The sequence below is a fragment of the Aquidulcibacter paucihalophilus genome (assembly GCA_030285985.1).
In the GTDB taxonomy this organism is placed as follows: Bacteria; Pseudomonadota; Alphaproteobacteria; order Caulobacterales; family Caulobacteraceae; genus Brevundimonas.
The window spans coordinates 1,463,918-1,481,891 of the sequence record CP127384.1 but is presented as its reverse complement, the minus strand read 5'-3'; the positions used below and the strand labels follow the sequence as shown (position 1 = coordinate 1,481,891).

The 17,974-nt window shown below is 67.4% G+C and carries 13 protein-coding genes; 2 read left to right on the top strand and 11 right to left on the bottom strand.

Features of this window, described 5'->3' with window-relative positions:
- Nucleotides 1–26 precede the first annotated feature (26 nt).
- From KB221_07205 to KB221_07155, 11 genes are all read right to left on the bottom strand, one after another.
- On the bottom strand, nt 27–2,054 hold the full coding sequence (locus KB221_07205) for a TonB-dependent receptor (GenBank protein WIY70801.1): 2,028 nt from the start codon (nt 2,052–2,054) through the stop codon (nt 27–29).
- On the bottom strand, nt 2,051–2,788 hold the full coding sequence (locus tag KB221_07200; protein ID WIY70800.1) for a Crp/Fnr family transcriptional regulator: 738 nt from the start codon (nt 2,786–2,788) through the stop codon (nt 2,051–2,053). Before KB221_07200 ends, KB221_07205 begins: the two co-directional genes overlap by 4 nt.
- A 54-nt stretch (nt 2,789–2,842) precedes the next feature.
- Nucleotides 2,843–3,394 carry a cytochrome c gene (locus KB221_07195; protein ID WIY70799.1) on the bottom strand — a complete coding sequence of 184 codons (552 nt, stop codon included), beginning with the start codon at nt 3,392–3,394 and terminating at the stop codon, nt 2,843–2,845.
- Between the two features lie 56 nt (nt 3,395–3,450).
- Nucleotides 3,451–4,767 carry an MFS transporter gene (locus tag KB221_07190; protein WIY70798.1) on the bottom strand — a complete coding sequence of 439 codons (1,317 nt, stop codon included), beginning with the start codon at nt 4,765–4,767 and terminating at the stop codon, nt 3,451–3,453.
- A gap of 89 nt (nt 4,768–4,856) precedes the next feature.
- Nucleotides 4,857–6,821, bottom strand: a complete 1,965-nt coding sequence (locus tag KB221_07185; GenBank protein WIY70797.1) for a PQQ-binding-like beta-propeller repeat protein — start codon at nt 6,819–6,821, stop codon at nt 4,857–4,859.
- A 16-nt stretch (nt 6,822–6,837) separates the two neighbouring features.
- Entirely contained in the window at nt 6,838–7,704 is an 867-nt protein-coding gene (locus KB221_07180) for a ThuA domain-containing protein (GenBank protein ID WIY70796.1), read from the bottom strand.
- Nucleotides 7,705–7,805: 101 nt separating this feature from the next.
- Nucleotides 7,806–10,655, bottom strand: a complete 2,850-nt coding sequence (locus KB221_07175) for a TonB-dependent receptor (protein ID WIY70795.1) — start codon at nt 10,653–10,655, stop codon at nt 7,806–7,808.
- Between the two features lie 64 nt (nt 10,656–10,719).
- A complete protein-coding gene (locus tag KB221_07170) occupies nt 10,720–11,637 on the bottom strand; it encodes a CoA ester lyase (GenBank protein ID WIY70794.1) in 918 nt (305 codons plus the stop codon).
- Nucleotides 11,634–12,911 carry a CoA transferase gene (locus KB221_07165; GenBank protein ID WIY70793.1) on the bottom strand — a complete coding sequence of 426 codons (1,278 nt, stop codon included), beginning with the start codon at nt 12,909–12,911 and terminating at the stop codon, nt 11,634–11,636. Before KB221_07165 ends, KB221_07170 begins: the two co-directional genes overlap by 4 nt.
- Nucleotides 12,904–14,652, bottom strand: coding sequence for a thiamine pyrophosphate-binding protein (locus tag KB221_07160; GenBank protein ID WIY70792.1), 1,749 nt, complete (start codon nt 14,650–14,652; stop codon nt 12,904–12,906). The genes KB221_07165 and KB221_07160 overlap by 8 nt, the downstream gene beginning before the upstream one ends.
- 11 nt (nt 14,653–14,663) lie before the next feature.
- The gene (locus KB221_07155; GenBank protein ID WIY70791.1) at nt 14,664–16,094 is read right to left on the bottom strand and encodes an aldehyde dehydrogenase family protein; all 1,431 of its coding nucleotides are present in this window, start codon (nt 16,092–16,094) and stop codon (nt 14,664–14,666) included.
- Between the two features lie 226 nt (nt 16,095–16,320).
- Here KB221_07155 and KB221_07150 point away from each other — a divergent pair, with 226 nt between their 5' ends.
- Nucleotides 16,321–17,199, top strand: a complete 879-nt coding sequence (locus KB221_07150; protein WIY70790.1) for a LysR family transcriptional regulator — start codon at nt 16,321–16,323, stop codon at nt 17,197–17,199.
- Between the two features lie 352 nt (nt 17,200–17,551).
- On the top strand, nt 17,552–17,956 hold the full coding sequence (locus KB221_07145) for a LuxR C-terminal-related transcriptional regulator (protein ID WIY70789.1): 405 nt from the start codon (nt 17,552–17,554) through the stop codon (nt 17,954–17,956).
- The last annotated feature ends 18 nt before the right edge of the window (nt 17,957–17,974 follow it).

Here is a 17,974-nt window from a genome sequence, read left to right as displayed (position 1 = left end):
TGAGGCGCCGGGTGGCCTTGTGCAGGTCACCAGCGGAAGGAAAGCCCTACCCTCAGGGTGCGTGGAGGGCCAAGTCCGGCAATGCCGTTGGCGGTTTCCGACACCTCGACCGCCGCGTCGGCCAGATTGTCGACCGCCGCGTACAGCCCTACGCCTTCGCGCACCTGCCAGTCGGCGCGAGCGTCGAGCGTCAGGGCCGCCTCGAGCACGCGACTGTTCAGGTCGTCCTCGTACCGCCGGCTCTCGTACCGCCCGCGAACGCCCAGGGTCAGACGGTCGCTCACGCGCCAGTCCGCGCCGGCGGTGGCGCTGAGCACGGGGGCCTGCGCCGGCCGAAGGCCGGTCAGCTGCGGTGCCGCCATGCCGCCGTCCACCTCGGCGTCGGTGACCGAGACGGCACCGACGAGGGTGAGGTCATCGAGGCGATGCTCAGCCGTCAGCTCGAGTCCCAGGGCCTCGATGACGCCGGCGTTCTGCCTCTGGCGCAGCACGCCGCCGGCGGGGATGAAGCCCGCGCGCGGCAGGGCGGCAATGATCCCGGGTCCCGCGCCGAGGGTGACGTTGACGATGGCCGCCTCGATCCGGTTCACGAACACCGTCGCGCCGAAGCTGGTGCGCGCATCGTCCCACGACAGACCGGCCTCGACACCCTGCAGCGTTTCGGGCTCCAGCGCGGCGTTCGCTTCGGTCAGGTCGTTGCCGACCCGGAAGGGCCGGTGCAGCTCGTTGAGCGTCGCGGGGCGGAAGCCGGAATAGGCGGCGGCGCGGACCGCCAGCGCGGGGTTGAGCGCCCGGCGGACGGCGAGACGCGCGCTGACGACGTCGCCGGACCGGTCGGGATAGGCTTCATCAAGGGTCGGCAGGCCGGTCGCGCGGTCCAGTTCCAGCCGCCGGCCCTGGCTGTTTTCCCAGTGATCGAGCCGCAGACCGCCGGCAACCAGCCACGGCCCGCGGCTCCAGGCCGCCTCGGCATAACCGCCCGCGACCGCGGTCTCCCCGCCGGCGAACCGGTCGCGGGTGAACTGGCCGGCCATGTAGCGGAACCGCTCCCGGGTTTCGCCCTCGCTGAAGCGGGCATCGGCGCCCAGCTCCCATTCCAGGCGGCCGTTGCCCAGATCGAGGCCCGCGCCGCGCAGGGCGAGGTTGCCGCCCCAGCCGCTGGCGGGCGTGGCGAACTGGTCATTGGCGGGCGTGGTCGTGGCCCGGTCCGGCGCGACGGCGACGGACGCGTTGGCGAAATCGCTGTCGCGGCGCCAGGCCTGTGCACGCCAGCCGAGGCGGTTGCGGCCCGGCGTCCGCGCCAGGGTCGCGCTGTAGCCCTGCCCGCTCCCGGATGACCGCGCCCCCGCCAGACCTGCGCCGCGCACCTCATCATAGGCCGACGTATGCAGGGAGAGGGTTGTGGTGTCGTCGAGACCGATATCCGCGCGCAGCGCTCCGCTGAGCGTCTCGAGATCCAGCGGAGTGTCGGCGGCACCGGCCGACGCCCCCCGCACAGGCGTATAGCCCTCTGACTGGTCGTAAAGGGCCGAGCCGGTGATCGACACGCGGCCCTGCCCCACGGTCATGGCCCCTGCCATGCGGCGGCCGCCATCGCCGCCAAGCGAGGCGTCGAACACGCCGCCCGCGCTGTCACGTTCCCGCAACGCGATCACACCCGTCAGGGCACCCGCGCCATAGGGGCCCGCACCGGCCCCGCGAATGATGTCGAGGCCCTGCAGGCTCTCGGGTGCGACCTGGGACCAGATCACCCAGCCGCCGAACGGATCGTTGAGCGGTACCCCGTCGAGGATAACCAGGGTCCGGCCCGCGCCGGACGGCGCAATGGCGCGCAGGCTGATCCCCTGGGTGGTGGGATTGGCCCCGAGGCTGGAGGTGCGCCGGAACAGGGAGACAGCCGGCACCGTCGCAAGGGCCTCGTCCAGCCGCGTCGCACGATCGAGCAGCGCCCCGTCGAGCCGGATCACCGAGAAGGCCGCATCGCCGGCGGCCGGCGGCAGACGTGCCGCGGTCACGACAACATCCTCAAGGTCCTGGGGTACGTCCTGGATCATGCCATCCCACTCATCCGGCGACCGCCGCCGGCCGCAACCTGGCGGCATTCATGCGCGGCCGCCATCCGGATATCGCGCACCGACCGGGACGCGTCGTAGCACTCGCAGACACGATCTTCGAGGACCGCCCGGTCACTGACCGTCAACGAACCCCGCGTGGTTTCGATGGCACCGGCCTCCCGGAACGAATCGAAGGCGCCGCGCGCCGCCTTGCGCTGGACGCCGAGGATCTGCGCGACACCGGCGACGGTTTCCTGGATCGGCACCCCGCCCACCCGGTCATGCTGCCGCAACAGCCATTTGGCGAGGCGTTCGTCCGTACGATGGGTGAGATTGCAGACCGAGTTCTGGGCCAGTTCCATCGAAAGCCGGACGCCATAGTCGAGCAGTACGGCCCGAACCGCACTGCGTCGCTCGATGATCGCGACCAGACTGCGGATGTCGACAGCCAGTCCGGTGACATCGGTCTTCGTGACCAGACGATAGGCCCCGTGGGTCTGTCCACCCCAGCCGCCCGTGACGGCCTCATCGCCGATTGAAAAGACCTCGACGGCCTCGCCGTTCTTCATCGGAACCGCCGCGGCCACGGACCCGCTCTCGACGAACAACACCGCATTGATCGGCCCGCCGGCGGCCCCGATCAGCTGTCCCCTCAGGAAGGCCCGCTTCTGGCCGACGGCCATGAGAGCCATCCGGTCTTCGGCGCCCAGTCCGGCCAACAGCGCATTGGTCATCTATCACTCACTCAACTACTGGCCGCGGGGGAACTGGACCCGGTCGGGTCTGCGTCAGTTCGCCCGGCGGGGCGGGAACTCTCGTGTCAGGTAGGCGTGTACGGTCTGGAGATCCTCGTCGCTGGCCTCCATGCCGAGCCCCATCATCCGTTCGATGATCTCGGCCCAGCCGTCGGAGGTCCGGCCGTTGGCGGTGACCATGCCGATGGCATGGCAGCCGGTGCAGACCTGCTGGACCGTCTCGCGTCCCGGACCTGCCGGAAGGCCGACCCGCACCGGGGTGACGGTCGCGGGCGGGGCGGAAAGCGCCGGCACAGGCACCGGCGCGGGTACGGCTGGCGACGGCGCGGACGGCCGCACCACGACCGGGGTTGCGGCTGCGGGTGCCGGACCGGTCGGCACGGCCGGCGATGCCGGGGCCGCCGCCACGATCGTCTCCGCCGACGAGCCGGCGGGCATTGCCGCGGCGGGTGGCGGGATCTGCTCCGGCGCAGGCACGGGGGCCGAGGTCCCTGCGGGGGAACAGGCCGCCGTCATCAGGACCGCGGCACAGGCACCTGCAACCTGCCGCCAGGCAGACCTGTCTTCGTGTTTCGGGGGCGTCATCTCAAACTTCCTGAACTGGGAATTACTGTGCGGCGAGCGTTCGGGTCTGGCCGAACTCACACGCCCTCTGCCGGCGGCTGGCGGTCGGCGGGTTCGATGATGCGTTCGACCTTGCCGACGAGGAATGTGTAGGAAAGCGCCCCGATCAGGGCCATCACGCCGATGAAGGCGAGGCCGCCCAGGAACGAGCCGGTCGCGGCGACGATGAAGCCGATCAGCATCGGCGTGACGATGCCGGCCAGGTTGGTGCAGAAGTTGAACACGCCCGCCGTCAGCCCGACCAGCCGCTTCGGGGCAACGTCCGAGATCAGGGTCCAGCCGAGGTTCGACATGCCCTGGCCGAAGAAGGCGATCGACATGACGGCGATCACCATGGTGTCGCTCTCAAGGAAGGCCGCGAGGATGATGGTGGAGGACAGCAGCAGGCCGCCGACGATCGGAAGCTTGCGGCCGAAGGTGGCCGAGCCGCTGTGTTTGACCAGACGGTCGGACAGCTGCCCGCCGATCAGGACGCCGATGGAGGCGGCGATGAACGGCAGGACGGCAACCCAGCCGACCTTGAGCCAGGGCATGCCACGCTCGGTGACCAGATAGGTGGGGAACCAGGTGAGGAAGAAGACCAGGGTTGCGTTGGTCGCGAACTGGCCGATCGAGGCGCCGAGGATCTGACGCTTGCTGAGCAGCCAGGCCACATCCTTCCAGGCGAACGGCGTGCGGCCCTGGGCGGCGATGCCGCCGCCGGCGGTGATATAGTCCAGCTCGGCCTGGTTGGCCTTGGGGCTCTCCTGGGGCTCGCGATAGCGCAGCAGCCAGATCACGGCGAAGACCAGCCCCACCGCGCCGGCGATGATGAACAGCGCCCGCCACCCCCAGGTCGCCGTGATCCAGAACAGGACCGGGCTGAGGAAGGCGATCCCCGAGTACATGCCGACCGTGTAGACGCTGTTGGCCCGGGCCCGCTCATGTTGCGGGAACCAGCTGACCAGCACCCGGCTGTTGGCCGGGAAGCAGGGAGCCTCGGCCGCGCCGAGCGCGAACCGGAAGCCCAGCAGGGCGCCCAGGCTGGTGGCCAGCCCCTGCAGCAGGGTGAAGATCGACCAGAGGGTGACAGACCAGAAATAGGTCAGGCGAACCCCGAACCGGTCTAGCAGCACGCCGCCCGGAATCTGGGCCATCGCATAGCTCCAGGAGAAGACCGAGAACAGGATGCCCATGGTCGCCGCGCCGATGCCGAGCTCCGCCGTCATCGAGGGCGCCGCCACGCTGAGCAGGGAGCGATCCAGGTAGTTGATCATGGTGCCGACCGCGATCAGGGCGAGAACGCCGTAACGGGCGTTCGTCCTGCGGGGCGCGGCGGATGCGGCGGAGTCCATGGTCGAAATCCTTTTGCAGTGACCCGGCACGCGACAGGCGCGCGGGCGGGCGGCGGCGCCCCGTCAGGGACGCGGCCGCCCGGGTGTTCCTAGGGAAGGACGAAGGCGTTCAGGGTGTCGGACATGCGCCGCGAGCCGACGGCGGTGCCGCCCGCTCCGACCACCACGACATACTGTTTTCCGTCCTTGCCCATGTAGGTGATCGGCGTGGAGTGGGCGCTGGCGTCCAGTTCGACGGACCAGAGTTGTTCCCCGGTCCGCGAGTTATAGGCGCGGAACTGGCGGTCATTGGTGGCGCCGATGAAGACCAGTCCGCCCGCGGTCTGGATGTTGCCACCCAGATTGCGCGCGCCGAGATCGACGCCTTCGGCCCCGAGACCCGGGATCGATCCGAGCGGCGCGCGCCAGGCAATCTCGCCCTTGTTGATATCGACCGCCACCAGTTCGCCCCACGGTGTGGGCGTGCAGGGCAACACCGTGTTGGCGTCGACCCGGAAGTTGAAGCCCGACTGGACGATTGCCGGCGCAGCGCCGGCTTCGCCTGCGGGGCGGGCCGCCGGAGCGGGCGGACGGGGGCCCGCGCCGACGCCGAAGCCACGGCCGGCCGGCCCGGCGGGGCGGTACTGGCCCATGTTCTGGACGTTGACGATGAACAGGCCGGTCTGAGGGCTCCACGACGGGCCGCCCCAGTTCGGACCGCCCAGGGTCGACGGGAAGCTGAGGGTGCCGCGGGTCAGCAGCGGACGGCCGTACAGGCCGGTGCTCAGAATGTTGTTCTGGTCCCAGAAGGTGGTGCAGTAGGCGTACTGCTCCGGCGTGATGTTGGGGATTTCATCGCGGGTCATGCTGGTCCGCGCGAGCGGGCCGGGCCGGACCGGGAAGGGTTGCGTGGCCCAGGCCAGATCCGCAGGATCATCACTGCGCGGCGTCGGCCGCTCCTCGACCTCATGCAACGGCTCGCCGGTCAGTCGGTTGAACACAAACAACAGGCTTTGCTTGCCGGTCAGGGCGATGGCCGGGACGGTCTCGCCGTTCGCGGTGAAATCCACCAGTACGGGCGGCGTCGGCTGGTCCCAGTCCCACAGATCCTTGTGGGTCATCTGGAAGAACCATTTGAGCTGGCCGGTGGCGGCGTCCAGCGCCAGCAGGCTGGCCGAATAGAGCTCTGGCCCTGCAGCGCGGCCGTTCAGGTCTCCCACCGGCGCGAAGACGATTCCGTTCTCGGCGTCGACCGTCATGGTCGACCAGACGTTGGCCCCGCTGCGGTCGCGCCATTCGTCGTTGGAATAGGTGTCGTTGTTGGCTTCGCCTTCCTGCGGCACCGTGTGGAAGGTCCAGACCAGGGCGCCGGTCCGGGCATCCCAGGCACGAATGTCGCCGCGCGGTCCCGGAGGTCCTGCCTCCCCCGGCCGGGCGCCGGTGATGACCAGGTTGCGGTAGATCGAAGCCGGATTGGGGATGGTCCAGGTATCCCGGCGCGTCTCGCCCACCAGTTCGGAAACGACGCCCACATAGGCATCGATCTCGCCCTGCTCTCCGAAGCTGGCAGCGAGTTGACCGGTGCCCATGTCGAGGGCGCGGAGATAGCCCTGCTCGGTCGCGAAGAAGAGCCGCGGACCGACCTCGCCGTCGCCCGGCCAGTAGGCCAGGCCCCGGCCGTGAATGTTGCGATCGGACTCATATTTCCAGATCACACGACCGGTCTCGGGCTCCAGCGCCGTGATCGTCGACTTGAGGTCCGGAATGGCCGGGTTGGATGGCGTCGAGACGTACATCACGCCGCCGATGATCAGCGGAGTGGCCTCCCAGCGGAAGCTCAGGCCGCGGTCGCCCTCATTGTCGGTGCCTCCTCCATAGTTGAAGGTCCAGGCCCGCCGGAGGGTCGACACGTTTGCCGCCGTGATCTGGTCCAGCGGCGAGAAATTGGTGCTGCCCGCGTTCTGGCCGTAGCTCGGCCACTGGTCGGTCGGCAGCGTCTGGGCAAGGACGGGGGAGCCGGCCAGCAGGGCCAGCGCCAGGCTCGCGCCCACACCCTTCATCATGGTCGTTCTCATGGCTCGCTCCGTCTCGTTACTGGGGCTGGGGCTGGGTGTCAGGTGTGACGTCGGCATCGGTCAGGCCCAGCGCCCATTTGATGCCTTCAAGGTAAAGTTCGCGGACCGCCGGCTGGTCCCAGGGATCATCGAGATGGCCGAAGGTGGAGATGTAGACCCGGCCCCGGCCGTAGTTGCGCGCCCAGACAACAGGGAAATCGCCGTCCGGTCGCCGGGCCAGTTGCTCGGCTGTCAGTCGGGCCGGATCCAGACGCAGGATGGTGTGGACGTCTCCGGTGTCATAGGGCGCCTTCAGGAACTGGAACTGGTCCGTGAAGGTGGTCGGGAAATCGCGGGCACCGGGGAAGTCCGGGTCCTCGACGACCAGCTGCATGGGCTGGACCGCGAACTCGCCATCCATGAAGCCGCCGATCATCTCGCCGTATTCGGGCCAGTTGTAGAAGGCGACGGTCGAGGCGTGGCCGCCGATGAAGCCCTTGCCGTCATCGTGGACGAAGGCGAGCAGATCCGCCTTCTGCTGGTCGGTCAGGGTCCCCTCCCCGCTGCCCAGGAAGAAGATGGCGTCGAAATAGTCGAGGTTGCGGGCGTTGATCTGCCGGCCCGCGTATCGCGCGCCACTGCCGACGATCGGCTCGGACGTGATGAGTTGGGAATCCGTCCGCAGGAAGGCGACGTAGAAGCCGCTTTCGCGCCCCATCTGTTCGATCGTCGCCATCGCATGGCTGATCGAGTTGTGATGAAAGCCGGTCTGGACGTCGGCAACGACCAGCAGCTTCTTTCGACCCTCATAGGGATCCGGAGGCCCTTGCGGGCGGACCGTCGGGGCGGCCGAAACGGGGGCCGGGGCCTGTGCGTGCGCGCAGCCGACGATGAGGACGGCCACCGCAGAAGCGATTGCAAAACGTGCGAGGATTGACGTCTTCATCGGGGAAACCTTCCTGGATCGATCGGTCCCGCTCGACGTGAGCGGGACCGACCAGAGGCCTAGAACCGCTTGCTGATCTCGAACGAGAAGATCCGCCCGAACGGGTTGTGATTGCCGAGATCCACCGCAGTGGCACCGCTGAGAACGATCGGCGGCTCCTCATCCAGGACATTCTGGATGCTCAGGGAGGCGCGGACACCGTCGAAGGCACCGGATGCGCCCCCTTCGAACTCATAGGCGATCCCGGCGTCGAGCGTGGTCCACGACGGCACCTCGGTGTTCGGCAACCTCAGGCCGCCGACGGTGATGGTCGCATTGTTCAGATACGATCCGGTGTAGTTGGCGGACAGATTGGCGTCGAAGCCGCCGCGGTTGAAGTTGACACCCAACCGCCCCCGTTCGCTGACCTGGAAGCCGATGGTGTCCAGCGCATCGAACAGCGGACCGCCGGCGACGATGCTCTTCTCAAGGTTCAGGATCTTGGAGAAGCTGCCCGAGAAGCGGAAGTCGCCCATTTCGGTCTCGAGATTGTAGTTTGCCGAGAAGTCGAGACCACTCTGGCGCACATCACCGAGGTTCAGGCGTCCACCGGCGATGATGCCCACCAGCGAGCAGTCATTGATCGTCGACGGCGAGAACACCGCATTGGGGTCCGTCAACCACGGCACATAGGCCGGGTTGTAGGTGGAGATGTTGCCGTTGACGCAGGTCGTGGGCTGGGGCGCGGTGATGAAGAAGTCGCGGTAGAGGGCGAGGTTGCCCGGGCTCGCCAGGATCAGGGTCTGGTTCGGCAGGTTCTCGATCCGGTCGACGTAGGCGACGTTATAGTAGGTCAGGCTCAGCCGCAGGTCGGGGATGAAGTTCGGAGTGTACTCGGCACCCATCGACCAGATTTCAGCGGACTCGGGCTGCAGGCCGGCGGTGTTGCCGGTGCGGGTCAGGACAGCGCTCTGGCCGGTGCTGACGTTGGTGATCGGGATCGCGGGATCGCCGGCCCCGTTGCTGATAAAGGCCCGGTTGGTCTGACCCACGGTGGCGGGATTGGACTCGATCAGGGTCGGTGCCCGGAAAGAGGTGCCCCAGCTGGCCCGGAACAGCAGTTCGTCATTGGCGCGCCAGGTCAGGCCAACCTTCGGATTGGTGGTTGTTCCAGCGTCCGAATAGTCGTCGTAGCGGACAGCCAGACTCAGATCGAGGGACTCCATGAACGGCATTGCGTTCGCACCGCCGACGATCGGGATGAACACCTCACCGAAGCCCGACACCACGTCCCGGTCGCTCTTGGTGAAGCGCGAGGTCTGGTAGGTATTGGTCAGGTTGAGCGTGTTCTGGGCCTTCAGATACAGTTTGTAGCGCGAGAACTCGGCACCCACGGCCACCCGGACGTCACCGGCCGGCAAGGTGAAGAGCGCCCCATCGATCTTGGCGACCGAGTCGAACAGAACCGTGTCGTACTGCTGGATGAAACCACCCACGAGCGCATCAGCCGCGGCCTGGCGTCCCGTCAGATAGGGGTTGAACCCGTAGGACAGGTCATTGGCGATGACGCTGGCCCGCGTGGTGTTCACCTGGGCCTGGCAGACGTTGCAGGAATCCGTCTTGCCGTAGGTGATCAGGCCGGTGAAGCGATAGTCCATCGGCAGTTCAGCCGTCAGGTCAATCGAGTGGTTGAACGTCTCTTCGAGGTTGTCCTGCGAGCGGGACGTGTCCGGGTTGTTGAGCGAATAGTTGTAGACGACCGTCTGGTTGCCCGTGGGGCTCGGCATGCCCGGAATATAGTAGGGGCTGGTCGGCTGCACCCGGATGGAAATGCGCTCGAAGCCGTCACCGGCGCGGGATTCATTGGTCCGTCGGTTGTAGATTCCGGTGTAGCCGACGTCGATGCCGGGCGCGATTTCCTGGCGCGCCTTGATCAGGAAGGCATAGCGTTCGCGGCCCGTGTAGAAATCATAGAGGTTCGACTGATCATTGAGCGAGGGATTTCCCGCCAGCGGCAGAACCTGCGCCGACGTCGGTCTCACGCCATTGGTGGACGGCAGGCCGTAGACGGTGTTGCCGATGATCAGGGCACCGCGCTCGTCCGGGAAGACCGTGGTGCCGATGAAGCGGTTGTCGTTGCCGCCGTAGGGGCGCAGGTCCTGCAACATGTAGTCGCGCACATCACGGCCCACGCTGTCGTTGGTGTCATAGGAGCCGGCGACCAGCAGGCTGCCGCCGTCCCACGTCCGTCCGAACACACCATCGATGGCGTACTGGTCATACAGGGTGGTGGTGTAGCGGCTGCTGAGTTCGAGGCCGTCGAAATTCCGGCGGAGGATGTAGTTGACCACGCCGGCGACGGCGTCCGAACCGTAGATGGCGGACGCCCCGTCCGTGACGACCTCGACCCGCTCGATGGCCGAGAACGGCACCAGGTTGGGGTCGGACACCTGGGCGTTGCCGCCCTGGGGAACAACGCGACGGCCGTCGAAGAGGACGAGGGTGGCATTGTTGCCGAGACCCCGCAGGTTGACGCCGGCGGCGCGACCGCCGCTGGACGTCAATGTGGTGCCCTGGCTGGAAGCCTGCGGCAGTCGGGCGACCAGCGCGCTTGCGTCGCGAGCGGGGGCCTGGACGATGTCTTCCTGGGAAATCCCGACCGTGGCGGAGCCGACCGGCGCGACGCCGCGGATGGCCGTTCCGGTTACGACGACGTCGTCGAGTTCTGCGGCGTCTTCGTCGGCCTCTTGAGACTCCGGATCCTGTGCGCGGGCGGCCGCCGCGGCGGTGGTGCGGCCGGTGTCCTGGGCCCAGGCAAGGGAGGGCACCGCGACCAGAGCGAGGGCGACCGAACTCATCAGTCCCGCTCGCCAGCCGAGCTGGCCGACACGCCGGATATCAACACCTGCACTCTTTTGAATCACGCTCATTACTCTTCCTCCCTCTATGTTGCTTTATCGGCTCCATTGAACTGGGCCGCACTTGTTTTTGTTTTTAGTGTATTGACTTCATTGAACTGTTTTCAGTTCTTTCGCGCCTCGATTGTCGCGCTTCTATTGCCTGATGCCTGTCGATCAGTGTCCGGGCCCGGGCGACGATCGGCCCATCGATCATCCGGCCGTCGATGGAGAAGGCCCCACGGCCATCAGCGTCCGCCTCCGCGGCGGCCTGAACCAGACGACGCGCCTCGACGACCTGTTCAGCGGTCGGCGAGAACGCCTCGTTCAGGAGCGCGATCTGCGACGGATGAATGCAGCTGGATCCGACGAAGCCGAACCGCCGGGACCTGAGCGCCAGCGCCCGATAGGCATCGGGGTCGTCGAACCGGGTGGCGGGGCCCATCAGACCCAGCGGCATCAGCCCGGCCGCCGCCGCAACGATGACCAGCTGCTGCCGCGGCATCAGCAGGGTCTCCTCGCTGGCCTCCATGCCCAGATCGAAGGCGAAATCCTCATTGCCCAGATTGATCGCGATGGTCCGCGGGCTCGCTCCGGCGATCGCGGGCATGTCCAGGAAACCATCCGCCGTCTCAATAAGGACCACGAACCGCACCGATCCGGACGCCAGCCCGGCCCGCGCCTCAGCGTCCGAGACCAGACCGTCGAGATGTTTCAGCCGCGTCGCGTTGCGGACCTTGGGGATGACGAGCGCTGCCACGCCGGGCTGCACCGCGGCGGCGATGTCCTGCGCGGCCATGTCGCCGTCATTGATCCGGACAAGCACATCGGCACCCGCCCGCCCGACCGTCGGAATGGCAGCCGCGAGCCCGGCCCGGGCGACCGCCTTGCGGTCGGCCGGCACACTGTCCTCCAGGTCGAGGATGACGGCGTCCGCAGCCGCGATATGCGGGCTCGCCACGTATTTCTCGACGTGGGCCGGCACATACTGGAGCGAGCGCCACACGGGGGTCATGCCTCCGCTCCCGCGTCTGGCGCGCGATCCTCGATCGCCACCCGGGCGTCGACCAGTCTTTCGTAGTCGGCATCGCCGATCCCGAGCTCGCCGAGGAGGGCGCGGTTGTGTTCGCCCAGCCGTGGCGCCGGATAGCGGATGGAGCCGGGCGTCTCCGACATGCGGGGCACCACATGGTGCATCGGCAGGCTGCCGATGTCGGCGTCGGGGTAGTCCGCGAGGATCTCGCGCTCCACCACATGCGGATCGACCATGATCTGGCCGATGTCGTAGATCGGGCCGACGGTCACCTCGGCCTTTTCCATCAGGGCGACGAGGTCGGTCTGGTCGAAGCCGGCGATGAAGCCGCCGATCACCTCGTCCAGCGCGGCGACATTGTTCAGCCTGTCCGCATTGGTGCGGAAGCGGGGGTCAAGGATCAGGTCCGGCCGGCCGATTGCATTGAAGATCCGCTCGGCCATGGACTGGGTCGAGCCCGACAGGCTGACGAATTTTCCATCGCGACACCGGTAGGCGTTTCGCGGCGCCGAGTTGCTGGACCGGCTGCCGGTGGCCTTGCGGGTCTCACCGGTGAGGCGGAAATTGGCGGCTTGCGGGCCCAGCAGGGCGAACAGCGGGTCATAGAGCGGCAGGTCAATGACCTGTCCCCTGCCCTCGGGCCGCTCGGCTTCGCGCAGCGCCAGCAGAGCGGCGGAAACGCCGTAAACCCCGGCGACGCCGTCGGCGAGATACATGGGTGGCAGGATCGGCTCGCGATCTTCAAAGCCATTGATCGAGGCGAAGCCGGACATGCCTTCGATCACAGTGCCGAAGCCAGGGCGCTGATAGTAGGGACCGTCCTGGCCCCAGCCCGAGATGCGCACGATCACCAGTTTGGGATTGCGCTTGAGCAGGATTTCGGGCGCGAGACCCATGGCCTCAAGCACGCCGGGGCGGAAACTCTCGACGATGATCCCCGCCGACGGGACGAGATCGAGCAGGAGTTCGCGGGCCTTGGTCGAGCGAAGATCGAGGCAAAGGCTCTTCTTGTTGCGGGCGTAGATCTTCCAGTGGGTCGATACACCGCGCGTCTTCCATCCGCGCAGGGTGTCGCCGTTCGGCGGCTCGACCTTGATCACCTCGGCACCGAAGTCGCCGAGCATCTGGGTCAGGACGTTGCCGGCGAACAGGCGCGACAGGTCGAGCACCCGCACACCATCCAGCGGGCCGCCGGCCCCGGGTTCATAGTCCCGAAGACGCAGGGCGGGAGATGAGACCGGGCGCGCTTCAGTCATTGCCGTGCGCCAGGAAGTCGGCGATGTCCCAGTACCCCGTACGCGGCATGGGGACGTCGCCGCGCGTGCGGACCTCGAGCAGGAACGGGACATCCTTCGCCAGCGCGGCCTTGATGCCCGCCTCGAGGTCGTCAGGCTCCTCGATCAGCGCCGACTCGATCCCGAAGGATTTGGCCAGCATCTGGAAATCGGGGTTGTAGAGCTCACCGTCCGGGGTCCGGAATTCGGTGCCGTAGCTGTTGTCGAAATAGGTCGTGCCGACGGTGCGGATCGTCGAATAGCAGAAGTTGTTGAACAGGACCCAGAGGACCGGAATATCCAGCTCGACCGCCGTGGTCAGGGCACCCAGCACCGACATCAGGCCGCCGTCGCCGACGAGGCCGAGCACCTTGCGGTTCGGCGCGCCCAGCTTGGCCCCGATCGCGGCACCGGGCGAATAGCCCATGGTCGCCATGCCGCCGCTGGTGATGAAGCCGGCCGGGCTGGCGATCTCCAGCTGCTGGCCGGCGCCGTTCTTGTTCCAGCCGACGTCCGTCACGAACACGGCGTCGGCCGGGGCCGCCTTCGACAGTTCCATCAGCAGGCGGGCCGGATGGATCGGCTTGGTGTCGACCAGCTGGGTGTCCTTGAGCTCCTCGCGCCAGGCCGCCTTGCGCGTGGCCGTGACCGCGGCCTGGGCCTGGGCTGCGGCCGACGGGCGAGGCGTATCCAGGAGCGCGGTTGCGAGCTGGGCCAGGGTCGCCTTGGCGTCACCGAGAATGCCGATGTCGACGGGATAGCTCTTGCCGATCTCCTGCGGATCAATGTCGATCTGGATCAGGGTCGTCCCGGGAATATTGAACGTGTGCTCCGGCCGCCATGAGCTGCAGTCCGCCTCGCCGAAGGCCGTGCCGACGGCCAGGATGACGTCGGCGTTGCGCGCGCTCTCGTTGGCGACCCGCGAGCCCCAGATCCCGGTGGTGCCGAGCGACAGGGGGTGGGTCTCGGGGAAGACGCCCTTGCCCACCAGGGTGGTCGCCACCGGCGCGCCCAGGCGTTCGGCCAGCGCCTGGAGTGCTGCGAAGGCGCCGGACAGGGCCACGCCATTGCCGGCGAAGATCACCGGATTGACGGCGGAGGACAGTAGCCGGGCCGCCTCGGCCACGCCCTGGGCGTCGCCCATGGAGCGGGGGAAGTTGGGGCGACGCGAGCGGGTCACCGGGGCGGCGGAGATCTTCTGCGAGAAGACGTCCATGGGGATGTCGAGCAGCACGGCGCCGGGCCGCCCGGTCTGGGCGATGTTCAGCGCCCGGTGCATGATCTCGGGCAGGAATTTGGCGTCGTCGACGCGCCAGACCCGTTTGCAGATCGGCCGGAAGATATCGCCCTGGGACGCGTCGGCATGCAGCCGCATGCTCTGATGGGCCTCACGCGGGTGATGGTAGGACGGCGTGTTGCCCGTGATCACCACCATCGGCGTGCCGTCCATGGCAGCGGAGGCGACGCCGGTGACCGTATTGGTCAGGCCGGGCGACAGGTGGACATTGATGACCGCCAGCTTCTTCGACACCCGGTAGTAGGCGTCGGCGGCATGGACCGCCTGCTGCTCGTGGCGGAAGGAGATGTATTCGATGCCCAGCCGCTGGCAGGCGTCGATGAGGGCGTAGTTGGTGTGACCGCACTGGCCGAAGACCTTCTCGACGCCCTCCTCCTTCAGGCACTGGGCCATGAAGATCGCGCCGGTCACGCCCTGGTCGTTCATCGTTCCATCCATCACAGGGTCACCGTCACGAGGCGCTCTTCGGTCATTTCGCGGATCGCGTATTTCGGGCCTTCGACGCCGACGCCGCTCTCCTTCACCCCGGCGAACGGAATGAGATCGACGCGGCTGCTCGAGGCATCGTTGAGGTGGACCACGCCGACATGCAGGCGCGCCGCGCCTTCGAGCGCTCGCTGGATGTCCCGGGTGAACAGGCCGGCGGCGAGGCCGAACTCCGTGGCGTTGACCCGGTCGATGGCCTCATCGAGCGTGTCGAAGGGAATGATCGACAGCACCGGCGCGAAGATCTCCTCGCACATCACCCGCATGTCCGGCGTGACGTCCGTCAGCACGGTCGGCGGCAGGACGGCACCGGTCCGGACACCGCCGGCCAGAAGCGTCGCGCCCCGGGCGACGGCCTCCTGGACCCAGGCCTCGGCGCGAGCCGCGTCCTTCTCGCTGATCATCGGCCCGACATCGGTGTGGTGATCGCGCGGATCTCCGACCACCAGTGACGCGACCTCCGACATCAGTTTCGCGGTGAAGGTCCGGAGGACCTCCCGCTGGACGAACAGCCGCTGGGTCGAGGTGCAGGCCTGCCCCTGACGGCGGAAGCCCGACTGGGCGCATCGCACGGCGGCCCGGTCCAGGTCGGCGTCGGCGCAGACGATGGTGGCGGCGATGCTGCCAAGCTCGAGCGCGACCGGGCGCAGACCGCGGCTCTGGCGGATCAGCTTCCCGACCGGCGTGCTGCCGGTGAAGGTGAAGAAGTCGATGCCCTCATGGTCGACCAGCTGCTGACCGACGCCGCGGCCTTCGCCATGCACCAGGTTGATGTGGGTTGGCGGCACGCCGGCCTCGAGCATCAGCTCGAACAGCCGGGTGGCGGACAGGGGCGTCGCCGCCGGCGGTTTGAAGACCACGCTGTTGCCGGCCGCCAGGGCCGGGGCGACCTTGTGGGCGACCATGTTGAGCGGTGAGTTGAACGAACTGATCCCGCCGACCACGCCGCGCGGAACCCGGATTGTGAAAGCCATCCGGTGCGACTGACCGGCCGCGCCCTGGATCGGCACCATTTCACCGACCAGGCGGCGGGCTTCTTCTGCGGACAGGCGGAAGGTCTCGGCGGCGCGGCCGACCTCATTGTTCGAATCCTTCCAGGGCACGCCGGATTCGCTGATGATCAGCCCGGCGAGCGCCTCGCGGTTCGCCTCGATCAGGTCCGCCACCCGCATCAGCAGCCGGTAGCGTTCATGGGGCTCAAGCTTGATGGACTCGAAAGACCGGCGCGCCGAAGCAACCGCGGCGTCGACCTGGGCGGTCGAGGCACACTGGATAAGACCGATCGGCTGGCCCGAGTATTTGTCGACAACGGAGATGGACTCCCCGTCGCCTTCAACCCAGACGCCGTCGATGAGCAGCTTGATCGCTTGTTGGCGTGGCACCGTATTTCCTTCCTAACCGCAAGCGCCTCTCCGGGCGTGTCGGTCGGGGTGCAGGCCGGGACTCATCCCTGGACCTGAACCCGTATGGAGAGACGTAGACCCGGCTGCACTAAAGCAATAGTGATGTTTCGTTCAGCCAAAGATGAGATAAGCTCATCGATTATGCATCATAGGCGTATACCGGGTCCGGCGCGCGAACTGTGCTGCTCAAGCCGCGAGAGCCCACATGAAGTTTGAGTTCTTCATCACCCTGGACTCCATCCTGAGGAATGGCAGTTTCGCCGGCGCAGCGGAGGACATGGGCCTGAGCGCCAGTGCCGTGAGCCTTCAGGTCAAACGCCTTGAGGAATATCTGGGGCAGCCGCTGTTCGACAGGTCCGGACGGACGTCGAAGCCGACACCGCTCGCCCGGGAACTGACCGAAAACGTGCGCGCCGCGCTGGATGCCGTCGAGGCCGCGCGCACGCGTCAGACCATCGCCCTCACTGGCCGGGTGGTTCTGGGCACCATCCGGTCGTTGCAACCGACGATGATTCCCCTGGTCCTGCGCGAGATCAACCGCCGGCATCCGGAGCTGAGCGTCCGGGTGATCCAGGGCGATTCCGTCGAACTCCTCGACCAGCTGAAGGCGGGCCGCCTCGATGGTGTCGCCCTGATCCGTCCTACCTCCGGCGGATCAAGCCGGCTGTACTGGGAGGATCTGACGGAACAGCCGTTCGTGTTCGTCGCCCCGCCGGACAGCGAAGGCGAATCGATCGCGGCCCTGGTCCGACGCTACAACTGGCTGCAGTTCGACACCTCGCTGACCAGCGGGCGGGTCGCCGCGACCTACATGCGCCGGATCGCGCCTTCGATGACCCCCAAGTTCGAGCTCGAGTCCATCGAAGCGGTGCTGGCCATGGTCTCATCCGGGCTGGGTGTTTCGATCATTCCCGATGCGCGGGGCGCGATGGTCGACGCCTATCCCGTCCGCCAGATATCGCTCGGGAAGAACGCGCCGACCCGCCAGATCGCCTTCGCCTGCCGGGGCGCTGATTTCGACAACCGTCGCGTCTCGGCGCTCCGCGATGCCTTCAAGCTCAGCTATCAGTCGATCATGGACTGATTTGACCGGGGATGAGGCCGCCGGTCCGCGCACGCGGTGCACCCGGACTGGCAGAGCCGCTGCGTTCAGTGCGAACCGGGTGTTGCAGCCTGTCGGCGACGATCTCCGGCTGCTGTTCGCCCTGTCAGGTCTCATCGCCATCGGAGGGGCGACGACGATCCTGACAGTCAAGCGGGTGCGCTGACGTCCGGGGCATGGACGTCCGCCCGACCGGCGTGGCTGTCCGGCAGACTCACCTGGTCCGAAAATCGTCTGGTATCCCCGCCCTGACCAACATAGGTTCCGGAGCGGAGGGGCGATGACGGGTCGACTTACGGAGCGGCAGCTGGAGTGTCTTCGGCTCTCAGCGACGATGACCGACAAGGACATCGGTCGGCACCTTTGCATCTCGCACCACACCGTCAGCCTCCACGTCCGCGAGGCCATGCGACGCCTGCAGGTCTCATCACGCAAGGCCGCCCTGCGCCGCCTAGCCTTGGATCCGCTATACGGATCAGAGGCTATACCGGCCCCCGTCGATCCCGGCCCAGATCGGCCTGCGCCGGGCGATCCGGTCGACGACACGGCCAGCACGGTCGGGAAATTATCAGGTTGGATTCTGCCGCCGCCTCCGCGGCCAAGTGCCCGCCTGGCCCTGATCTTCGTCTTCGCCGCCGTCGCCGCCCTGATCACGGTCGGTATCGTCAATGTGGTGTCAGGGGCCGTTGGAGCCCTCGCCTCCCATGCGCCGCCGAACGCCGTCCTGACGCCTGACTGACTCTTGAGCGTTAGGAGC